Below are 19,565 nucleotides of genomic sequence, written 5' to 3' on the forward strand. Positions count from 1 at the left end.
GGCTATGTCCGGCCTGCAAATCAGATCTGCGTGGGGCGACGGATCAACTCACAAATCAGGCGGCAAATCGCGCGCCTCAAGCCGGACCTCTCGTAGAGCCCGCGAATCCGCCGCCACCTGCATCACTGTGTCGACAGCTTCTTCGGCTTCGCCGGCGCCTGGACCTTGTTGTACTGGAATTCCGGCGTTGCCTTCAAGGCTGCCTTCGTCGCGCCGGCCAGATAGAAATTGCCCGAGCGAATGTCGAGTGCTGCGATAGGCACCGCTACGTCATGCGACGCAACGCCAAGGAAACCGCCCGCAGCGACGATTGCTGCTGAAAGCGAGCCGTCCGGTGCGACCACCAGATCGCGGATCGAGCCGATCTTCTCGTTCTGGTCGTTGTACACAGCCTTGCCAAGAATGCTCTTCTTCACGCTCCAGCCGTTCAGCAGCGCATTGGACTGCTCGACGGTGACACTCAGGGGTTGCGTGCCGGCGACTTGCGCCTGCGCGCCGAAGCTCGTTGCAGCTACCGCGACAGCCACCAGAAGTTTGCCCAAAGTCATTCTATTTACTCCCTTTTTAGAAGATCTGACCGGCGCATAACCGCGCCGAACGAAACGCTGCGAAAGCATCATACCGGCTGCGACGCGCGGCTGCATGCTCGGTGACACAGGGGCGAAGCGCGCTGCATACACAGGGCGGTAAAATCGCATCGGGCGATAACGCGCTGTTTCCGGGGTGGTGAGTTTGACTGAGCTTGAACAGGGTTTCATCTTGACGCGGCACTGGCGGGACACACCCGCCGGCACCGAAGTCGATTTCTGGCTGGCAACGGACGGCGGGCCTCGTCATATCCGTCTGCGCCATCAAACATCGGTTGCATTCATTCCGGCTGAACAGCGCGAGCGCGCCGAAACCATTCTGCGTCGCGAAGCGCCGCTCGATCTTCGTTCACTCGAACTGCGCGACTTTCATCATCGGCCCGTGATGGGACTGTATTGTCCGCAATATCGTCAGTTGACCGGCTTTGAAAAGCGCCTGAAGCAAGGCGGCGTCGACGTCTATGAAGCCGACATCTTTCCGCCCGAGCGCTACATGATGGAGCGTTTCATCACCGCGCCGGTCGTGTTCAGCGGTGATCATGCACGCGACGGCGCGCTCGTGAATGGCGAGTTGAAACCGGCAGCGGACTATCGTCCTTCATTGAAACTCGTGTCGCTCGATATTGAAACGAGCGTCCACGCCGAACTCTATTCGATTGCACTCGAAGGTTGCGGGCAGCGTCAGGTGTATATGCTCGGGCCGCCGAACGGCGACGCAAGTGAACTCGACTTCGACCTCGAATACTGCGAAACGCGCGCACAGTTGCTCGAAAAGTTGAACACGTGGATGGAGCGACATGATCCCGATGCGATCATCGGGTGGAATCTCGTGCAGTTCGATTTGCGTGTACTCCAGCAGCATGCCGAACAATACCGCGTGCCGCTTCGGCTTGGACGTGGCGGCGCCGCGATGGAATGGCGCGAACATGGCCTCAAGCAGAACCATTATTTTGCGGGCGCGGCCGGGCGGCTAATCATCGACGGCATAGAGGCGTTACGCTCCGCGACGTGGAGCTTCCCGTCGTTTAGTCTCGAACACGTTTCGCGCGCGGTGCTCGGCGAAGGCAAAGCTATCGACAATCCTTATCAGCGCATGGATGAGATCCAGCGCCGCTTCGACGAAGACAAGCCGGCACTCGCCCGGTACAACCTGAAGGATTGCGAGCTCGTCACGCGCATTTTCGCTAGGACAGAACTGCTGCCGTTTCTGCTGGAACGCGCCACCGTAACCGGCCTGCCTGCCGACCGCAGCGGCGGTTCGGTTGCGGCGTTCACGCATTTGTATATGCCGCGAATGCATCGGCAAGGCTATGTCGCACCTAATCTCGGCGACGTGGCGGGCGCAGCAAGTCCCGGCGGATTCGTCATGGACTCGCGCCCTGGACTTTACGATTCGGTACTGGTGCTCGATTACAAGAGCCTGTACCCGTCGATCATTCGTACGTTTCTGATCGACCCGGTCGGATTGGTAGAAGGCATGCTGAATCCCGCCGACGATCAATCGGTGCCGGGCTTTCTCGGCGCCCGCTTCTCTCGCACGCGCCATTGCCTGCCGTCGATTGTGAGCCAGGTCTGGCAAGGCCGCGAAACAGCGAAGCGCGAGCAGAACAAGCCGCTCTCGCAAGCACTGAAGATCATCATGAATGCGTTTTACGGCGTGCTCGGCTCGACAGGTTGCCGCTTTTTCGACCCGCGGCTTGCGTCGTCGATCACGATGCGCGGTCACGAGATCATGCACCGCACGCGCGAGCTGATTCAGGCCGAAGGTTATGAAGTCATCTACGGCGATACGGATTCGACCTTCGTCTGGCTCAAGCACGCGCACGGCGAAGAAGAAGCGAGCCGCATTGGACGAACGCTTGTCGACCACATCAACGCATGGTGGCGGCAGAATCTGCAACAGCGTTTCGGGCTGGAGAGCGCACTCGAACTGCAGTTCGAGCGGCATTACCGGCGGTTCTTCATGCCGACCATTCGGGGCGCCGAAGAAGGCAGCAAGAAGCGCTATGCGGGGCTTACTGTTTTGCCGGACGGCAGCGAAGAGATCGTCTACAAAGGACTCGAAACGGTGCGAACGGACTGGACTCCGCTCGCGCAGCAGTTTCAGCAGGAGCTCTATCGGCGCATCTTCACACAGCAGCCTTATCAGGACTACGTGCGTGACTATGTGCGCGATACGCTCGCAGGCAAGCTCGACGATCAGCTCGTCTATCGCAAGCGCCTGCGCAGGCCGCTTGGCGACTATGAGCGCAACGTGCCGCCTCACGTGCGCGCAGCGCGTGTCGCCGACGAATTCAACCGCCGGCAAGGACGTCCGCTGCAATATCAGAACGGCGGCTGGATCAGCTACGTCATGACGATCGCCGGACCCGAGCCGCTCGAAACGCTACGCTCTGCCATCGACTACGAGCACTATCTGACGCGTCAATTGCAACCTGTTGCAGACGCAATCTTGCCGCTGCTGCGCGACGACTTTACGCGGCTGACGTCCGGCCAGAAACAGTTGTTCTGACGCGGTGCCAGCAGCGTAAAGTCGGGCAAGCCATATCATTCAGGCTTACTGCGGCGCCGGAAAGCCGAGCGCGTCCGCTTTGGTTCGCAACTCGGCAAAACGGCCACCTGGCGCACTGATCGCCGTGTTCGGCACGGTCTGGCTCTTGTCGAGTTGCTCGATGCCGCTCGCGCCCGAAGTCGCCGTCGATAGATTCGAGCAGGCAGAGCCAAAGGTGCCTTGCGTCACCGCGATCGCCGGTGCGTCGGTGCGCGCGGCGTCGGTAAAGTCGAGCGCATAGGCCAGGTTGAAGGTTGTCGAATCGCTCGCGCGCACGCCGAGTGGGTCCAGACCGAAGCGCCATGCGAGCAACTGGTGAATGGAACTCGGGTCGAACGGATAACGCGACACGTAGTTGGCACGCACACGCGGTCCGAGCAGCATGCAGGGCACGCGAAAACCGAGCCGGCCGTCGTTGCCGAGCGCGGCCTCGGCGGCGGACACCGGCTTGACGGGCGGCGCGACATGCTCCATGAAGCCGCCCCACTCGTCATACACGATGATCATCAGCGTCCTGCTCCAGTTGGGGCTGGTGCGTAGCGCATCGTAGATCTGGCCGAGCAGCACCTGGCCGTTGCGCACGTCGGCATGAGGATGGTCGTCGTTCGACGTGCCCTGCGCCTCGCCGCCAAAGCTCGGCTCGACCATGCAGAACGACGGCAACGTGCCCGCGGCTGCGTCGGAGAGAAAGTTGGCAAAGAGCTTCGAGCGGCCCACGTAACGCGTGCCGTAGAGCGCGGTAAACGGCACGTCGTGGAAGTAGTAGGTGGACGAGACGTTTTTCGCGTCCAGGCGATCCCAGATCGTTGGCAGCGTCGACGTGGCGAGCGTGTCCGATAAGCGGTCTGTTTCGCCGCTGTGCAGATAGACGCGGTTCGGATAAGTGTCGGCGAGAATGCCGCTCATGTAATAGTCGCAGACGGTGTACTGCGGTACCGCGCCGCGATAGAAGTCGAGGTCTGCCGCCTGGAAATAACCGATCGGCAACAGGTCGCCGCGCGTAAGGCTTGTGTTGGGCGTGAGCAGGAAGCCGTTCATTGCGCCATTGGCAAGATGAACGCGTCCGGCGTCATATGAGTGATTGGGGTCGGCGAACGAGCAGGCCTGGAAACCATAGGCGGCATTCGAGGGGAGCGAGAACGGCGTGTGAGTTTCGCCAAATGCATCTTTGAAATTTCGACCGCTCTGTGCAGTTTCCGCATTGGGCACCCAGCCTAGCAGATGGTCGAAAGAGCGATTTTCCATGGTGACGAGCACCACGTGGTCGATGCCCGAGGTGGCCGGATCGGGTAGCGCGGGACGCGGCAGATTTGCGCGGCCGGGAGGAATCGTGCCGACGGCTGGCGTTCCTCCGGAGCCGCCGCTGTTACCGCCTCCGCCGCCTCCTCCGCACGCCGACAGTGCTATTGAGCCTGCCAGCGCGGCAAGAACCTTGCGGCGGCCTGCATCGGGCGGATTGGTTGGCCTGGTCGTCATGATCGTCTCCCTTTGTTAGCTGCTTGCTGTTTTCGTGGAAGAATTCGCGTGGCGGATTTTTACCGCCGGGCGATTTCGTGCAACGAGGGAGCAATTACTGTTCCGCTAAAAAGAAAAGCCGGGCTAACAACGCAGCCCGGCTTCTCGCACGGCAACAGGTTTGGGCCAGCAATGGAAAACGGTGAATTAGATGCCCACGCCGCGCCGGGCCTGAGCGATGCAGCACGGCCGGAAACGGCGGCCTGCTGCAAGCCTTCGCAAAGCTCCAGGTTCAGGCCTTATGCGTCGGCAACCGGGCTGCTGATGAAGCGCAGCGCAAGCCGGTTCATCACGATTGCAACGGCCGCGATGATGGCGGGGACAGCCAGCACCGAGAACACTACCTGGAAACTGAACCCGAGCGACAGCAGCGCACCGCCCACGAGCGAACCCAGAATCCCGCCGAGGCGCCCGAACCCGAGCATCCAGCTCACGCCCGTCGCCCGTGCCCGCGTCGGATAGCAGCTCGGCGCCAGTGCATTCAAGCCGGTCTGCGCGCCGCTCATGAAGAACCCGGCACACGTGACGAGAACCGGCAGCAGGCTGGACTTGAGCGTGCCCATGCCGAGCGCAAAGATGAATACGCCGCCCAGCAGGTAGGCCGCACCGATCACGCCGTTGCGGTCCAGACGGTCCATCGCGAAGCCCACCGCCACCGCGCCGACAGTGCCGCCCAACTGGAACATGCCGGTGATCGCGGCCGCGCGTTCGACGGGCAAACCGGCGTCCTTGATCAGCGTCGGCAGCCAGCCGGTCAGCAGATAAATGATCAGCAGTCCCATGAAATAGGTAAGCCACAGCATCAGCGTGCTGAATGCGTAGCCGTCTGCGAACAGCATCCGCACGGGCGCCTTGGCGGCGACCACCGGTTCAGGCGCCGTAAAGCGCACGTCGCTGCTGAATTCGTGGCCGCATACGCGCCCGAGCGTCGCCGCAATACGTTGAGTGGGTAGTTTGCGCACCAGCATCAGACGCGCGGATTCAGGCAGCAGCCACAGCAGCAGCGGCACGCTCACAATCGGCAGAATTCCGCCGAACATGAACACCGCGCGCCAGCCGTAGTGCGGAATCAACGAAGCCGCGACGAAGCCGCCCGCGCCGGAGCCGAAATTGAAGCCCGTGAACATGATCGTGAGCAGCAGCGAGCGATTGCGCGACGGCACATATTCGGAGAGCAGCGTGGTCGAATTCGGCATGGCGGCGCCAAGGCCGAGGCCCGTGAGAAAACGTAGCGCGACGAGTTGCACAGGCGTCTCGGCAAATGCGCAAATCAGGCTGAACAAGCCGAAGCAGAACACCGAAGCAATGAGCACCTTCTTGCGTCCAATGCGATCGGCAACAGGGCCCGCAGCCAACGCGCCGACCGCGAGGCCGACCATGGCAGCGCTCATCACCGGACCGAACGCGGTGCGGCTCACATTCCAGTCATGCATGATGACGGGCGCAACGAAGCCCATCACGGCCGTGTCCAGGCCGTCCATCATGACGATCAGAAAACACAGAACGAGCACGAGCCATTGGTAGGGCGACACCTTTCGTGCGTCGATAAACGCCTTGATGTCGACTGAATCTGCAGATTTCATGCATGTCTCCGAAGAAAATAGTTTCCCGTCCCGGCTTTCCGTGGAAGCCGGGTTTTGTTCTTGCATCGAAATGAAGAAGCCGCCAGCGCGCGGCTCAGGTGCTGCGCGCTAAACGGCGTCGGGCACGTTGCGCGTCTTTAAAAACGCTTCGAGGGTTTCGCCACGCATGCTTGCGTACATGCCCAGGTTGGTGATCTTCACCACGCGCGCGAATTTCTCGAGCACGAAGAAGCACACGCCGTAGCGGATCAGGCCGATCCAGTCGGCGTTGTCGACCAGCGTGCGTTCCTGCGGCGTGAGACCTGCCTTGTCATACGCCGCCTGACGATTTTCGAGCCACAGTGAGCGCGCCGCCGCTTCGCGCATCTGCCAGAAGAAGCGGTTCAGGCGCATCGCCTTGATGCTCTGGCGGATATCGAACGGATACGTGCCCGTCAGTTCTTCGACACCGATCAGTTGCGGATTCATTGCGCCACCTCGTCTTCGTAAATCGTCACGGCCATTGCCGTGCTCGTTGCAAGGTAGTAATTGCGATGCAGCTCGCGGACCTTTGAACCGAGCGCACCGCGCATGGCGAGCCACATGATCGTTTCGACGCTTTCCGCGCCGCCGAGGCGCACGTAATCGACATGCTTCATCGCGGCAAGACGTTGCGGTTCATGAACGATCAGGTCGAGGAACTCCATGTCCCACTCGGTGTTGTTAAAGCCGCTGCGCTCGCCGTGCACCTGATGCGAAAGACCGCCCGTACCGACCACTACCACGTCGAGATCTTCTTCAAACGATTCGATCGCGCGGCGCAATGCCTGGCCAAGGCGATAGCAGCGGTTCGCGGTCGGTAGCGGATACTGCAGCACGTTGACCTGCACGGGCACCAGCGCAAGCGGCCAGCCGCCGGCATGAGGCAGCATCAACGAGAGAGGCGAATTGCAGCCGTGATCGAGCGGACGGTCCTGAAAAATGGTGAGGTCGAACTCGTCGTTGACCAGTTGCTCGGCAATGTGGATCGCAAGATCGGGATGACCCGCGATATCCGGAAGAGGACGCTTGCCCGCACCCTCGTCCGCGAATTCATGATTGCCCGAGACGCCCAGAGCGAAGGTCGGGTAACAGTCGAAGAAGAAGCTGTTCGCGTGGTCGTTGTAGAACATCACCATAGCGTCCGGCTTACGCTCGGCGAGCCAGTTCGCAACCGGCTCGTAGCCCTTGAAGAGCGGCGCCCATGCCGGGTCGTTCTGCTTACCCTTGTCGTACGCCATGCCGATAGTCGGCACATGCGAGGTGCCGATACCACCAATGATCCTTGCCATTTCGTTTGTCTTCCGTCGCTTCGTGCTGCGCAATTACTGCGGGCCAATCGGATACGTTGCAGGAAGGCTGAACACCTTCTCGCATTCCACTTGGGATACCAAGATAAGAGTTGCGCGGCTTTTTAGGAAGTACGGGTAAACCAACGTTATGGGGTCAATGAGTGCCTATATCAAGCCATAATGCAGGCTGTATGCGCCTTCTATCAGCCCTGAAAGCCTTCCTCCGCTTGGAGCGTTTTGTATCCCAATTCCCTGTACGCCGCATTTTCCAACGAATTTTGGTGACAGGCAGCCATAAACAAAATAGATGCCTCTGAAACCAACTCGCAAGGTGTGTCTCTACCGTGGTGCCGCGCGTTTTGCGTGGCTATACTGGACGACGTCCAATGAGCAGATGACGATGAACGAAACGACACAGCAGGCTATTGTTCAGACCTTACGCGAGAAGATCCTGGCAGGAGAACTGTCGCCGGGCCAACGCCTCGTCGAAGCGCAACTCGCGCAATCGCTCGGTGTATCACGTACGCCGCTGCGCTATGCACTCAGTGTGCTGTCTTCCGAAGGACTGCTCGACCGCTCGGGCGCGCGCGGCTATATAGTCCGCCGCTTCAGCGTACGCGACGTACTGAACGCAATCGACGTGCGCGGCGTGCTCGAAGGTCTCGCCGCGCGTGCGGTCGCCGAGAGCGGCGTGGACGTTGCACTTGCCGCCGCGCTCGACGATTGCCTGCGCGAAGGCGACGACATCTTTCGCAACGGCAACCTTCAACCCGGCGACGACGTGCGCTATGCAGCGATGAACGGACGCTTCCACTCGCTCATCATCGAGGCAGCGCAGAACACGGCGGTTAGTGCAGCGTTGAGTCTGAACGACAAGATTCCGTTCGTCTCGCCCTCCACCATCGCATTCGACGAAGCCGCACGCGAGCGTCAATTCATGATGCTGATGTATGCGCACCGACAGCACCACGCAATCGTGGACGCGTTGAAGAAAGGCGAAGGCGCGCGCGTCGAAGCGTTGATGAAAGAGCACACGCACATATCGAAGGAAAGTCTGAATCTGTCGCTGCCGGCATTGCATCTGATCGCGGGCGCCGCATGACGCGCGACGCATCGCTCGTTGCCGTCAGAAACGACGCGCCTGGCAAAGCGCCTGCGAAGACCACGGCGCCCGCAAGCAGCAAGGACCTGCTCAATCTCGCGCAACTGCGCGCCTTCCGCCTTGTCGCGGATATGGGCAGTGCAACGCGTGCGGCCGCCGCGCTGTTTCGCGCGCAATCGGCGGTGACGCGCTCGGTTCAGGAACTCGAGTCGGCAGTTGGAGAACCGCTATTCGATCGCGGTCCTTCGGGCATGCTGCCCACCCCCGTTGGCCGGGCGGTGCTGCTTCGCTGCGAACGGATATTCGTAGAACTCGAAGAACTCGCACAATGGTGCGCTGCGCGGCAGGCACGCCGCCGCCCTGCTGCTGAAGGCGCACTGCCGGCCTATCTGCTGAACACACGGCGGCTGCAGATTTTCGTCGCGCTTGCACGGCACCGTCATATGCCGAGCGCGGCCAAAACGTTCGGTATCAGTCAGCCCGCCGTCAGCACCGCGGTTCGTGTGCTCGAAAGCGGCTCGGGACTGAGCCTCTTTCACCGGAGCCCGCGCGGCATTCTGCTCACCGCCGAAGGTGAAACGTTTCTGCTGCATGTGCGGCGCGCGTTGAACGAATTGCGCCACGTGCCCGACGATATCGCGGCCCTGCGCGGCAATATCCGGGGCGCGGTAACGGTCGGCGCGCTGCCGCTCGGGCGCACGCTGATCCTTCCCAAAGCGATCGCGAAATTGAGCGCGGACAATCCGGGCGTGCGGGTAGTCACCGACGAAAGCGCGTATGAAGCGCTGGTCGCGGGCTTGAGAGCGGGCGACATCGACTTCATTCTCGGCGCGCTGCGCGAGAACGACTCGACGAGCGGCCTGAAGAACGAGCGCTTGATGTCGGAAGACATGGTGCTTCTCGTGCGGCGCGATCATCCGCTTACGCGCGCTCATGAGCCGAACATCGCGGATCTGCGCGACGCGCAGTGGATCCTGCCACGCAGTCACGCGCCCGCGCGAGCGCTGTTCGAAGCCCAGTTCAAGCGGATGAAAATCAAACCGCCACTGCCCACGGTCGAAACCGCAGACCTCGCCGTGATTCGCGGCCTGCTGCTCGGCACCGACATGGTGGCGGCGCTATCCGCGCAGCAGTTGCACTACGAGGTGCAAGCGGGGCAACTCGCAGTGCTCAAGGTGCCGCTGCACAACACGCGGCGCGAGATCGGGCTGACGATGCGCGCGGCAGGTACACCCTCGCCGGCGGCTCGGGCGCTGATCGACGCAATTCGTCTGTCGGTGGTCGAGCTCACGCGCACAGTCAGCGTCGCGGCAAGTTAGCGGCGGCTTGCGGCGACTGCCCGCTGATGGTCCGCTAACGACCAGCAGCGAGGACCGCGGCGATATCAGTCGCTAGACCTGCGGCTCCCATACCGAGGAAGGAATGCCGACCACACCGTCGAACAGCCAGCGCGCGGTGCGCAGCAACGCCGCGCTCAGCACTTCGGGTCGCTCGGGATCGCCGCCGAGCGTGAGTTCGACAGTGAACTCGCCGGTCGGATGCTCGACGGAAACCCGCTTGCGTGCGCGTTCGAGTTCCACTTTCGCAATGCCGTCGCACACCGTGCCGGGCAGCACCGCCGCCGTCGCCACACTCACTGCGCCGAGCACGCCAATCGATGCATGGCAGCGGTGCGGAATGAAACTGCGCGTGGAAATGGTGCCGCCGTTGCGCGGCTCCGCGACGAGGCACATCTTCGGCACCGTTCGGGCGCTGACGTCGCCAAGGTTCATCATCGGGCCCACGGCAAGCCGGATTTTTTCGATGCGCGCCTTCAGCTCGTCGTCTGCGTCGAGTTCTTCGCGCGTTTCGTAACCGGTGCGTTGCAGGTCGCGCGCTCGCATCAGCACGAGCGGCATGCCGTTGTCGATGCACGTCAGTTCGACGCCTTCCACGGTGTCCTTGAGTCGTCCCGTCGGGAGCAGCGCGCCGCACGTCGAGCCGGCTGTATCCCGGAACTCGAGCGGAATCGGCGCGGCGCCGCCCGGCACGCCGTCGATGCGCGCGTCACCTTCATACGTCACGCGACAGCCCGGTGTGCGGACCGTTGCAACCGCGATCTGCCCGGTGTTGACCATGTGAATCGCCACGCGCGTGCTGCCGTCTTCAGCGTTGACGAGTCCGCGTTCAATCGCATACGGCCCGACGCCCGCGAGAATGTTGCCGCAGTTCTGGCCGAAATCGACGCGCGCCTCGTTGACGACGACTTGCGCGAACAGATAGTCGACGTCGGCGTCCTCGCGCGACGATGGAGAGATGATCGCGACCTTGCTGGTCAGCGGGTCCGCGCCGCCGATGCCGTCGATCTGCCGCGGATCGGGCGAGCCCATCACCGCGAGCAGCACACGGTCGCGTTCGGCGGGATCGGCGGGCAAGTCGGACGCCATGAAAAACGCGCCTTTGGACGTGCCGCCGCGAATCATCATGCAGGGAATGCGGGTCTGGGTGCGGCTTTGCATCGCGAGTCTCCATCGCTAATAGGCGGCTCTCATTGTAGTTTTCGATGCCGCCGGCACAGCACCTAAAGCGGCCTGCAAGTCCATCCAATCTGTTTATCGACTATGCCTGATGGCGATCTGCAGCCTCGTTGCAAGCCGCCTGGAATGGCACGAATGCGAGCTTGCGGGCATGCGTTGACGCAAGGTCCGCGTGAAACCGTTTTCTCCATACGAAATGCGCGCATTTGCCCATCGCCGGGGATTGGCTTCAAAACCGCCTTCTATTCGACCAATTGAAGCTCGGCCACCCAGCGCACACTGACGTCGTGCCAATTGCGTCAGGAGCTTCAGATGTCTTCCCGTCATCGCCAGAATCGCCCGTTCGACGAAAACTCGCTCGAGCCGGCAACGGCCGAATGGACCAACCCTGCGCCCGACGCCGATGCGCAAACCATGCACGGCCTGCACATTGCTTCGCAGAATGTGTTGCACCTCGCGACGCAGACGTACAATGCTGCGGCGCGCGGCGACGATGCAGCGGCACAGGCAGCGCGCGCGTCGCTGGAACAGCAACTGGGTCTGACCACGCGTCTGATCGACGAGCTTGTTTCCGGCGGGGCCGACCAGCCCACGATGCACTGACCGGCCCTCAATAAAACAAGGCCGACAGCAATAACCGCGGTTTCCAATCTTCGAGACAAGAAATGAGCGCTTTGACGGTAATTCTCTGCATCTGGGCAATGGTTGCGTTCTGCGCGGTGCTGTTCATCCGCGGCGCCACGGCGCGCGTCGAGCGCCCCAGGAAGTCGACACAAAGCCGTCCGGCGCGCTTCTCAATCGCCGAATAAGGGCTCGGCGGGGCGCGATGCAGCGGGGCTCGCTGGATTGCGGTGAACGGTCGTCGCACGGCGCCGCTTGGGTGCCGTCATTCCCGCGCCGGCCAGGGCAAACCCTGCGCCGACCAGTCGAGTTCGACGCCGATCACCGAACGCTCGTCCGCGAACTGCGCAGCGAGGGTCACTGCGATGCACGGCCTGCCGCTCGCTAGCGAAAGATATGGATTGCTGGCGATCGCGACACCCGGCAACAGCACTGCATTGCGATAGTACGGCCGATGATCCCAGCGTGCGTCTCGCGGATTCGCCACCGGATGCAGCGAAGCGCCTTCCATGCTCCACGCCGGCCCCGGCACTTCGGGACCGAGCTGGCGTCCGGAAGCGTCGAGGATGAAGCAGCTGACACAACGCTCGAACGTCGCCAGAGAAGAGAACGCGCGATCCATGGCTACGCCGGCATGCAACGCGTCCGCGGCCTCGCGCAACGCCACGCGGTACGGCTCGACCACGGATTCGAACAACGCATGCTGATGCGCGCGGCCCTGCGCGATCATGTCGAACGCATCGTCAATTCGTAGATGCACGGAGCCAGGCGAAACGATCTGCGCTGCCGGCCGCCCAAGCAGATAACCTTGCGCGAAGTCCACGTTCGATTCGACGGCGAGAATCAGCTCCTCGGTCGTTTCCACACCTTCCACTACCACCAGCATGCCGGCCTGATGCAACAGCGACACGAGCTTCGGCAAGATCGGCTGTTCGGTGCCGTGGCTCGTCGCGCGTATCAGTTCGCCGTCGAGCTTGACGATATCCGGACGGATGCGCAGCAGCCGGTCGAGGTTCGACTGGCCGGCTCCAAAGTCGTCGACAGCAATCAGGAAACCGTGTTCGCGATACAGCGCCGCCGCGCGCGACATCTCGCCGACACTGCCGCCGTGCGACTCGAGAATTTCGAGAATCACCTGTTGCGGCGCGAGTCCCACCCTTCGCACGATGGCGGCGAGGTCATCCGCATAACCGTCGGCGACGAACGTGGCCGGCAGAATGTTGAGAAACAGCCAGCCGTCCGCGGGCAGTGACGCACGTGCGTTGGCAAGGTGCACGGCATGGCTCGCGCGGTCGAGCACGCCTTCGTCGTTGGAGGGCTTGGGCGCGAACAGCGCCGCGGGCGGCAGCAGCGTGCCGTCGTCCAGCTCACCCCGCAGCAGCGCCTCGAAGCCGACCTGCTTCTGATGCGACAAGCTGAAAAGCGGCTGAAAATGAGAGGTCAGGTAATAGTCTTCCCATCGATGCCGCGAGCTCGACGCGCCCGCCGAGCCCGCCCCACCGCAGGCGTCTTCGATCAGCGACTGCAGCGGTGCCTGCGGCAGCGGACGCTCCGAGCACACGCGATTCCTGCCCGAATGCTTGGCGCGCAGCAACGCTTCATCGGCGCGGTCGAGCAGCACCATGATGCTTTCGCCGCTGCGGTGTTCGGCCACGCCGAAACTGGCAGTCAGATTGCCGTCCGGGCGCTCAATCTCGGCAATTGCGCCGCGCAGCCGCTCGGCGAGGCGCAGCGCGCCGGCCAGTCCGTCGCATAGCAATATGGCAAATTCTTCGCCGCCGATCCGGCTCACGCTGTCCGTGCCCCCGGTTCCGTCGAGCAGCACCTGCGCGACCTCGCGCAACGCAAGGTCGCCCACCCCATGACCGAACCGGTCGTTCAACGACTTGAAGTTGTCGATGTCCAGAAAGATCGCGCTGACCTCTCCGCCCTGCGCCACGTCCGCGAGCCGCCGCTCCGCCTGGGCGACGAACGCGCGGCGGTTTTGCAGACCGGTCAATGGATCGGTGGCCGCCAGTTGAGCCAACTGGTCCTCCAGCAGGAAGTGATTCCGCCGGAACCGGTAGAAGCCGAAATGAAACACGACCGAGGTCGGCAAGCCGATCGCCGCGATCCACATCCACATGACGACGTCGACGTCGGCCGTGCGCGGCGCGCCAGGCAGCAGCGGGATCGCTGCCGCATAGAAGAGCGCGCTGCCGACAAAGAAATGCGTCGGCGTGAGCCAGAGCGGCGCGGCGCAAACCGGTATCACGACCATCGCCGGCAGCGTCCACAGCAGCGGCTGTTGCAAGCCCACAACATTCAGCGCGAGTCCGCCGACGAGCGCGAGCGAAAACGCGACGCCGATTGCCCCGAAGGTCCACGTCGACTTCGCACGCGGGATGGCCAGCACCAGCAAAGCCAGCACTAGCGCATAGCCAAGGCGATACGCAAGCGGCGCCGCCGGTCCGCCGACAAACGCGCGCGCCGCGACGAGAGAGAGGAACGCAACGACGGTGAACGCCATTGTCACGGTCGACAGCGGACGCTGATGTTCGAGCGAGCGCCGGTGAAAGCGCTCGCGCAGACTGGCATCGGATGAGTGCTGCGTCGAAGTGAGGAGCATAAGGATGGGCTACAGGGCAGGTCCGGTCACTCTATCCATGTATATCGGCAAACCTCTGACGAATGTTGAGCCTTTCCAAAAATATCCGGCAATAAATACGCGGGCGCTCGCTCAGACCGCGCGACGCAGTGACTGGGCCGCGCCCGCGCGCTGAATCCGCAATGCTCGGGGCTCGGCGATCATACTCCCGGCCGGAAATTAATTCCGACGGGAAATAACTCATTTGCGGAAATGCACGTCGGTAGAAAAAGGAAGGCGAAGATCCTCAATGCGTTGAACAAAGTGGCCGTTAATACACCTGGAAGTTGTGAGCGCAACAGTCGTTTCCGAGCCACAGACTCATGGCAGAAGTTGTAATGCTTCGTGGTCCTTCTGTATGCAGCATAGGGTTCGCACGTATCGGCCAGGTGACCGAAAGTGGCTAAAAGTTAATGTCTTAAGTAGACTGCTTCAAAGTGTGCGGAAGCGCCTGGTGAAAGCGGTAAAACTAACCTACGCGGCCTTGCGCGAGTCATGCGAGCACTGTCCCTGCACCCGGTCGTCGCGGTCCTTTTTAGCCAGTTGGCATCGACGGCCATTTTCCAGAAAACATGGTTCCAATCCTCGATTACCTGCTCGAACGCCAGATGTCACCGCAATGGCGGGGCTTGCTTTGCGCCTTGGCCTCGGAGTTCGAGGCGCAGATCGGCCGCGATGAATTGCGTCAACTGATGCACCGCGTGGGAACTCGTTTTGCCGCGGCCCATCCGCTGCCTGCCTGCGACTCGACCACCGACCTCGAGCGGACCCTGAACGAGCGTTGGCAGGAAATCGATTGGGGATATGTCGAACTCGCCGACGACTCCGAGTCGCTACGCATCGTTCACTACTGCGCGCCGCTGCCGGCGTTCGGCAACGATGCGCTCGCGTGGACCCCGGCATTTCTGGAAGGCGCGTATCAGACCTGGTTGAGCGCGCTTGGCGCGCAGGGCTTGTCAGTCGCACAAACCAGCGAGTATTCGCAAGACACGGCGCTCGAGTTCCGTCTCGGCCGTCATGCAGCGTGAAAGCCGTAACAGGCCAGGGCCGAGCTGCGCGCAGGACCGGTGCGCAATCAGCAACGGGCAGTCAGGTTGGGCACTGGTTTCGCGCCGCGACCGGAAGTAAGGACCGGGCAACGTAAAGTACTAAATGAATGGCGGCAACATGAGTTCATCAAGCGACATCGAAAAATTATTCGATCACTTCGGCGGCGACGCCAACGCGTACCAGGAGATTGGGCGCGAGAACGAGGCGCATTCGGCGCGCACGCGCTGGCCGTTGCTGGTGACGCTCGATCTCAAGCAGCCGCTGATTCCCCCAATCGGGCAGCGCGCACAAGCAAGACCTCAACCGGTGGCCGATGAGGCCGCCGCGCTCGCCGTCGAGCGTCAGGACCCGGCCACGCCGAAAGACGCGGCCTCGGTGACGCGCGCAAAGGCACCGCTTTTCACGCGCTCGCATCGGCGCGACATTCCGCCGGTTGTCGTGGCTGCGGCAACGCCGGCCGCGCCGCGCGGCGCATCGCGCTTCGGTGCGCCCGAAACGCATGGCGAGCTCACGCAGGCAACGGCTTCGAAGGCGGCTGATGCTGCGTCGATGCCGGTTTCGTCTCCGGTTCCACCGGCAACGAGACAGGCCGAGCCGGTGGCTGCCGTCGTCCCTCCTGTCAGGATCGCATCTATCGCGCCGCTCGCGCCCGTTTCCTCCGTGCCGCCGATCCCGCCGATCCCGCCGATCCTGCCCTTCATGCAGAGTGCGCCGGCCATCGCTGCTGCGAGCAATCCGCCCGCGGCATCGGCGCGAACGTCTGCGGCCGCTCCGGCATGGGCGCAAGCGCCGGCGCCTGTCCGTTCCGGTCCGGGCGCCGCCCGCACGCCCCACGCCGCGCCCGCGCCTGCCCCCGCCTCGGCCCGCACGCAGCCCTTCATGTCTGCGCCAACGTCCATGGCAGCATCCCAACCGACGTCGATCCTCGGCAAACTGTTTAGCTCACAAGCGGAGACCGCGCCGCTCCACGCGGCCGCGCCCGCCACGCAAGCGGTGCCGCTGCAATCGCTGTTCGACCGCCTGCGCGGCACGCCGCGCGCAGCCGCGGCGTCGGCAGTCAGCGCCGAACCCGCCGAGTCCGGATCGTGGCTCGTCAACCGCCCGCGTCGCTCATGAAAGTCATCGCGGTAGTGTCCGCCAAGGGCGGCGTCGGCAAGACGACCCTCGCCGCGAACCTCGCTTCGGTGCTCGCCGCGAGCGGCCGGCGTGTGATCGCGCTCGACCTCGATCCGCAGAATGCGCTGCGCCTGCACTTCGGCGTGCCGCTCGACAGCATCGACGGCATCTCGCGTGCCACGCTGACCGGCGACGCATGGCAGTCGGTCATGTTCGACGGCGTGGACGGCGTCACCGTGCTGCCCTACGGCGCGGTACTGGAAGACGACCGCCGCCGCTTCGAGGCGCATGTCGACCAGGACCCGCTGTGGCTCGCGCATGCGTTGCGCAGCTTGAGGCTCGAGGCATCCGACGTCGTGGTCGTGGACACACCGCCGGGTTCGTCCGCGTACGTGCGCGCCGCCTTGTGCGCGGCCACTTTCGCGCTGAACGTGGTGCTGGCCGACGCCGCTTCTTACGCGGCGATTCCGCAGATGGAGCGGCTGATCGACACCTACGCTGCGCCGCGCGCCGAGTTCGGCGGCGTGGGCTATGTGGTCAATCAGATCGACCAGTCGCGCCAACTGACCAAAGACGTACTCAAGGTTCTGCGCCAGATGCTCGGCGAGAAACTCTTTCCCGGCGTGATCCATCTCGACGAAGGCGTGAGCGAAGCACTCGCCTGCGACACCACGCTCATCCACTACGATCCGCTTAGCCAGGCCGCCGCCGACTTCCGCGCGTGCGGCACGTGGCTGATGTCGGCGGTCGACGCGATCGCTGTCTCGCCAAGGAATGTCGCATGAGCACGACTCATCCCGAAGGCATTGAAGCGAGCGAACCGTCGCGGTTCGAACGCTTTGTCGACGCACGTTTCTGGAATAGCCGCATCGTCACCGGTCTCGTCACGCTGTTCGCACTGGTGATGCTGTACTTCGTTTTCACGGTGCCGCTCGCTTTCTACGAGCAACTCACGTTCGCCACCTGCTGCTTCGTCACCGCGCTGCTGTTTCGACGCCTGCAAGGCCGTTACGCGACGATGGTGATGATCATGCTCTCAGTGGTGACGTCGGGTCGCTATATGTACTGGCGGCTGACCTCGACAACTTATTGGGAGCATCCGCTCGACGCCGCGTGGGGTCTGCTGCTCGTGTCGGCGGAAGTCTATTCGACGCTCGTGCTGCTGCTCGGCTACTTTCAGACCGCATGGCCGCTCAAACGCAAGCCGATGCCGCTGCCCGCCTCGCGCAGCGACTGGCCTACCGTCGACGTCTTCATTCCCACTTATAACGAGCCGCTTTCGGTGGTCAAGCCGACCATCTACGCAGCGCTCGCGCTCGACTATCCGGCCGAAAAACTGTCCATCCACGTGCTGGACGACGGCCGCCGTCCCGAGTTCAAGGCGTTCTGCGAGGAAGTCGGCGTCAACTGGACGATCCGTACGCACAACCGCCACGCAAAGGCCGGCAACATCAACGAAGCGTTGAAGATCACCAAGGGCGAATACCTCGCCATTTTCGATTGCGATCACATTCCGACGCGCTCGTTCCTGCAGATCGGCCTTGGCTGGTTCCTGCGCGACAAGCTGCTGTCGATGCTGCAAACGCCGCACCACTTTTTCTCCGCCGACCCGTTCGAGCGCAACCTCGGCACGTTCCGCAAAGTGCCGAACGAAGGCGAACTGTTCTATGGGCTCGTGCAGGACGGCAACGATCTGTGGAACGCCACCTTCTTCTGCGGTTCGTGCGCACTGCTGCGCCGGACCATGGTCGAGGAGATCGGCGGCATCGCGGTAGAGACCGTCACTGAAGACGCTCACACCGCGCTGAAGCTGCACCGTCTCGGCTACACCACAGCGTATCTGGCGATTCCGCAAGCCGCGGGGCTCGCGACCGAAAGCCTGTCGGGTCACATCGGCCAGCGGATTCGCTGGGCGCGCGGCATGACGCAGATCTTCCGGATCGATAATCCGCTCACGGGCAAGGGCCTGAAGTTCGGCCAGCGGCTTTGCTATCTGAACGCGATGATGCACTTCTTCTACGGCATCCCGCGTCTCGTGTTTCTCACCGCGCCGCTGTCGTATCTGTTCTTCGGCGCGCATGTGATCGAAGCCGCCGCGAGCACCATCGCCATCTACGCATTGCCGCACATGATGCACGCGAGCATTACCAATTCGCGCATGCAGCGCTCGTTCCGCCATTCGTTCTGGGCCGAGGTCTATGAATCGGTGCTGGCGTCGTATATCACCGCGCCCACCTTGCTCGCGCTCATCAACCCGAAGCTCGGCAAGTTCAACGTGACGGCTAAGGGCGGCCAGATCGAGAAGAACTATTTCGACTGGGCGATCTCGCGACCGTATCTGTTCCTGCTGCTGCTGAACCTGATCGGTTTCTGCGTGGGCATCGTGCATATCTATCTGAACTGGCATACCCGCAGCATCGTGCAGACCACCGTGCTGAACCTCGGCTGGACCACGTACAACATGCTGATTCTCGGCGCGAGCGTGGCTGCCGCGAGCGAGCGCCGGCAGATTCGCGCGGTGCATCGCGTGGCGATGGAAATGCCGGTCATGCTCAAGTTCTCCACGGGCCGCACGCTCGCCTGCAAGACCATTGACTACTCGGAAGGCGGCGTAGGTGTCGCGTTGCCCGCGGCCATTCAGGTGCCGATGCACGAGCGCGTCACCGTGTCGCTCTTTCGCGGCGACGAGGAATACGCGTTCCCCGCCACGGTCGGCTTCACGGCGCCGGGCCGGGTGGGCCTGCGCTTTTCCGCGATGACGCGCGAGCAGGAATACGAGTTCGTCAAGACCACGTTTGCACGCGCCGACGCCTGGACCGGCTGGGCCGAGGGGCGCCAGCAGGACACGCCGCTGCGCGGGCTCTCGCACGTGCTGACGGTGGGCGTGCGCGGCATCGCAGGCCTCTTCGAGCACCTCTACAACGACCTGCGAAGCTCGATGAAAAGCCGTCCGGTGGACGTCAAGAAGCTAAAAACCAAAGACTGATC

16 protein-coding genes are annotated in these 19,565 nt (G+C 62.7%); 9 read left to right on the plus strand and 7 right to left on the minus strand.

Annotation, left to right across the window (positions count from 1 at the left end):
- Positions 1–122: 122 nt before the first annotated feature.
- The gene (locus SB753_RS04165) at positions 123–548 is read right to left on the minus strand and encodes a PRC-barrel domain-containing protein (RefSeq protein ID WP_020066394.1); all 426 of its coding nucleotides are present in this window, start codon (positions 546–548) and stop codon (positions 123–125) included.
- A gap of 184 nt (positions 549–732) precedes the next feature.
- Between SB753_RS04165 and SB753_RS04170 the strand changes: the two genes are divergently transcribed.
- Positions 733–3,099, plus strand: coding sequence for a DNA polymerase II (locus tag SB753_RS04170; RefSeq protein ID WP_410799113.1), 2,367 nt, complete (start codon positions 733–735; stop codon positions 3,097–3,099).
- Positions 3,100–3,144: 45 nt separating this feature from the next.
- On the opposite strand, the gene SB753_RS04175 is transcribed toward SB753_RS04170, so the two are convergent.
- The 4 genes from SB753_RS04175 to SB753_RS04190 form a co-directional block, all read right to left on the minus strand.
- Complete coding sequence (locus tag SB753_RS04175) at positions 3,145–4,614, minus strand: alkaline phosphatase family protein (protein ID WP_204521751.1); 1,470 nt, start codon at positions 4,612–4,614, stop codon at positions 3,145–3,147.
- 278 nt (positions 4,615–4,892) lie between these two features.
- Complete coding sequence (locus tag SB753_RS04180) at positions 4,893–6,236, minus strand: MFS transporter (RefSeq protein WP_410799115.1); 1,344 nt, start codon at positions 6,234–6,236, stop codon at positions 4,893–4,895.
- 108 nt (positions 6,237–6,344) lie between these two features.
- Positions 6,345–6,704, minus strand: a complete 360-nt coding sequence (locus tag SB753_RS04185) for a protocatechuate 3,4-dioxygenase subunit alpha (protein ID WP_020066398.1) — start codon at positions 6,702–6,704, stop codon at positions 6,345–6,347.
- Positions 6,701–7,546, minus strand: coding sequence for a gallate dioxygenase (locus tag SB753_RS04190; RefSeq protein WP_310066427.1), 846 nt, complete (start codon positions 7,544–7,546; stop codon positions 6,701–6,703). Before SB753_RS04190 ends, SB753_RS04185 begins: the two co-directional genes overlap by 4 nt.
- 400 nt (positions 7,547–7,946) lie before the next feature.
- On the opposite strand from SB753_RS04190, the gene SB753_RS04195 reads away from it, so the two are divergent.
- Together SB753_RS04195 and SB753_RS04200 are read left to right on the plus strand one after the other, a co-directional pair.
- Positions 7,947–8,648: a GntR family transcriptional regulator gene (locus tag SB753_RS04195; RefSeq protein WP_410799117.1), complete on the plus strand. Its 702-nt coding sequence runs from the start codon at positions 7,947–7,949 to the stop codon at positions 8,646–8,648.
- Positions 8,645–9,967, plus strand: coding sequence for a LysR family transcriptional regulator (locus SB753_RS04200; protein WP_020066401.1), 1,323 nt, complete (start codon positions 8,645–8,647; stop codon positions 9,965–9,967). Before SB753_RS04195 ends, SB753_RS04200 begins: the two co-directional genes overlap by 4 nt.
- A 72-nt stretch (positions 9,968–10,039) precedes the next feature.
- Here SB753_RS04200 and SB753_RS04205 read toward each other — a convergent pair whose 3' ends face one another.
- Positions 10,040–11,146, minus strand: coding sequence for a 4-oxalomesaconate tautomerase (locus SB753_RS04205; RefSeq protein ID WP_410799119.1), 1,107 nt, complete (start codon positions 11,144–11,146; stop codon positions 10,040–10,042).
- A gap of 330 nt (positions 11,147–11,476) precedes the next feature.
- Between SB753_RS04205 and SB753_RS04210 the strand changes: the two genes are divergently transcribed.
- Positions 11,477–11,767 (plus strand): hypothetical protein, encoded by a 291-nt coding sequence (locus tag SB753_RS04210; protein ID WP_410799121.1) that lies wholly within the window; start codon positions 11,477–11,479, stop codon positions 11,765–11,767.
- A gap of 62 nt (positions 11,768–11,829) precedes the next feature.
- Complete coding sequence (locus SB753_RS04215) at positions 11,830–11,973, plus strand: hypothetical protein (RefSeq protein ID WP_020066404.1); 144 nt, start codon at positions 11,830–11,832, stop codon at positions 11,971–11,973.
- Positions 11,974–12,050: 77 nt separating this feature from the next.
- On the opposite strand, the gene SB753_RS04220 is transcribed toward SB753_RS04215, so the two are convergent.
- On the minus strand, positions 12,051–14,393 hold the full coding sequence (locus SB753_RS04220; RefSeq protein ID WP_410799123.1) for an EAL domain-containing protein: 2,343 nt from the start codon (positions 14,391–14,393) through the stop codon (positions 12,051–12,053).
- Between the two features lie 590 nt (positions 14,394–14,983).
- On the opposite strand from SB753_RS04220, the gene bcsD reads away from it, so the two are divergent.
- The 4 genes from bcsD (at position 14,984) to bcsA (ending at position 19,563) form a co-directional block, all read left to right on the plus strand.
- Positions 14,984–15,439 (plus strand): cellulose biosynthesis protein BcsD, encoded by a 456-nt coding sequence (bcsD, locus tag SB753_RS04225; RefSeq protein WP_410799125.1) that lies wholly within the window; start codon positions 14,984–14,986, stop codon positions 15,437–15,439.
- 139 nt (positions 15,440–15,578) lie between these two features.
- Entirely contained in the window at positions 15,579–16,577 is a 999-nt protein-coding gene (gene bcsP, locus SB753_RS04230; protein ID WP_410799127.1) for a cellulose biosynthesis protein BcsP, read from the plus strand.
- Positions 16,574–17,362 carry a cellulose biosynthesis protein BcsQ gene (bcsQ, locus tag SB753_RS04235; protein WP_020066408.1) on the plus strand — a complete coding sequence of 263 codons (789 nt, stop codon included), beginning with the start codon at positions 16,574–16,576 and terminating at the stop codon, positions 17,360–17,362. The genes bcsP and bcsQ overlap by 4 nt, the downstream gene beginning before the upstream one ends.
- Complete coding sequence (bcsA, locus tag SB753_RS04240; protein ID WP_020066409.1) at positions 17,359–19,563, plus strand: UDP-forming cellulose synthase catalytic subunit; 2,205 nt, start codon at positions 17,359–17,361, stop codon at positions 19,561–19,563. The genes bcsQ and bcsA overlap by 4 nt, the downstream gene beginning before the upstream one ends.
- Positions 19,564–19,565 lie beyond the last annotated feature (2 nt).

The organism is Paraburkholderia sp. SIMBA_053 (assembly GCF_046534895.1).
Lineage (GTDB): Bacteria > Pseudomonadota > Gammaproteobacteria > Burkholderiales > Burkholderiaceae > Paraburkholderia > Paraburkholderia caledonica.

Bases quoted from the DNA above. Each gene is read 5' to 3' on its own strand.
- SB753_RS04195 (WP_410799117.1), top strand. From the start codon at position 7,947: ATGAACGAAACGACACAGCAGGCTATTGTTCAGACCTTACGCGAGAAG.
- SB753_RS04220 (WP_410799123.1), bottom strand. From the start codon at position 14,393: ATGCTCCTCACTTCGACGCAGCACTCATCCGATGCCAGTCTGCGCGAG.
- bcsP (WP_410799127.1), top strand. From the start codon at position 15,579: ATGAGTTCATCAAGCGACATCGAAAAATTATTCGATCACTTCGGCGGC.
- bcsA (WP_020066409.1), top strand. From the start codon at position 17,359: ATGAGCACGACTCATCCCGAAGGCATTGAAGCGAGCGAACCGTCGCGG.
- SB753_RS04165 (WP_020066394.1), bottom strand. From the start codon at position 548: ATGACTTTGGGCAAACTTCTGGTGGCTGTCGCGGTAGCTGCAACGAGC.
- SB753_RS04210 (WP_410799121.1), top strand. From the start codon at position 11,477: ATGTCTTCCCGTCATCGCCAGAATCGCCCGTTCGACGAAAACTCGCTC.
- SB753_RS04185 (WP_020066398.1), bottom strand. From the start codon at position 6,704: ATGAATCCGCAACTGATCGGTGTCGAAGAACTGACGGGCACGTATCCG.
- SB753_RS04200 (WP_020066401.1), top strand. From the start codon at position 8,645: ATGACGCGCGACGCATCGCTCGTTGCCGTCAGAAACGACGCGCCTGGC.
- SB753_RS04205 (WP_410799119.1), bottom strand. From the start codon at position 11,146: ATGCAAAGCCGCACCCAGACCCGCATTCCCTGCATGATGATTCGCGGC.
- SB753_RS04180 (WP_410799115.1), bottom strand. From the start codon at position 6,236: ATGAAATCTGCAGATTCAGTCGACATCAAGGCGTTTATCGACGCACGA.
- SB753_RS04215 (WP_020066404.1), top strand. From the start codon at position 11,830: ATGAGCGCTTTGACGGTAATTCTCTGCATCTGGGCAATGGTTGCGTTC.
- bcsD (WP_410799125.1), top strand. From the start codon at position 14,984: ATGGTTCCAATCCTCGATTACCTGCTCGAACGCCAGATGTCACCGCAA.
- SB753_RS04190 (WP_310066427.1), bottom strand. From the start codon at position 7,546: ATGGCAAGGATCATTGGTGGTATCGGCACCTCGCATGTGCCGACTATC.
- SB753_RS04175 (WP_204521751.1), bottom strand. From the start codon at position 4,614: ATGACGACCAGGCCAACCAATCCGCCCGATGCAGGCCGCCGCAAGGTT.
- bcsQ (WP_020066408.1), top strand. From the start codon at position 16,574: ATGAAAGTCATCGCGGTAGTGTCCGCCAAGGGCGGCGTCGGCAAGACG.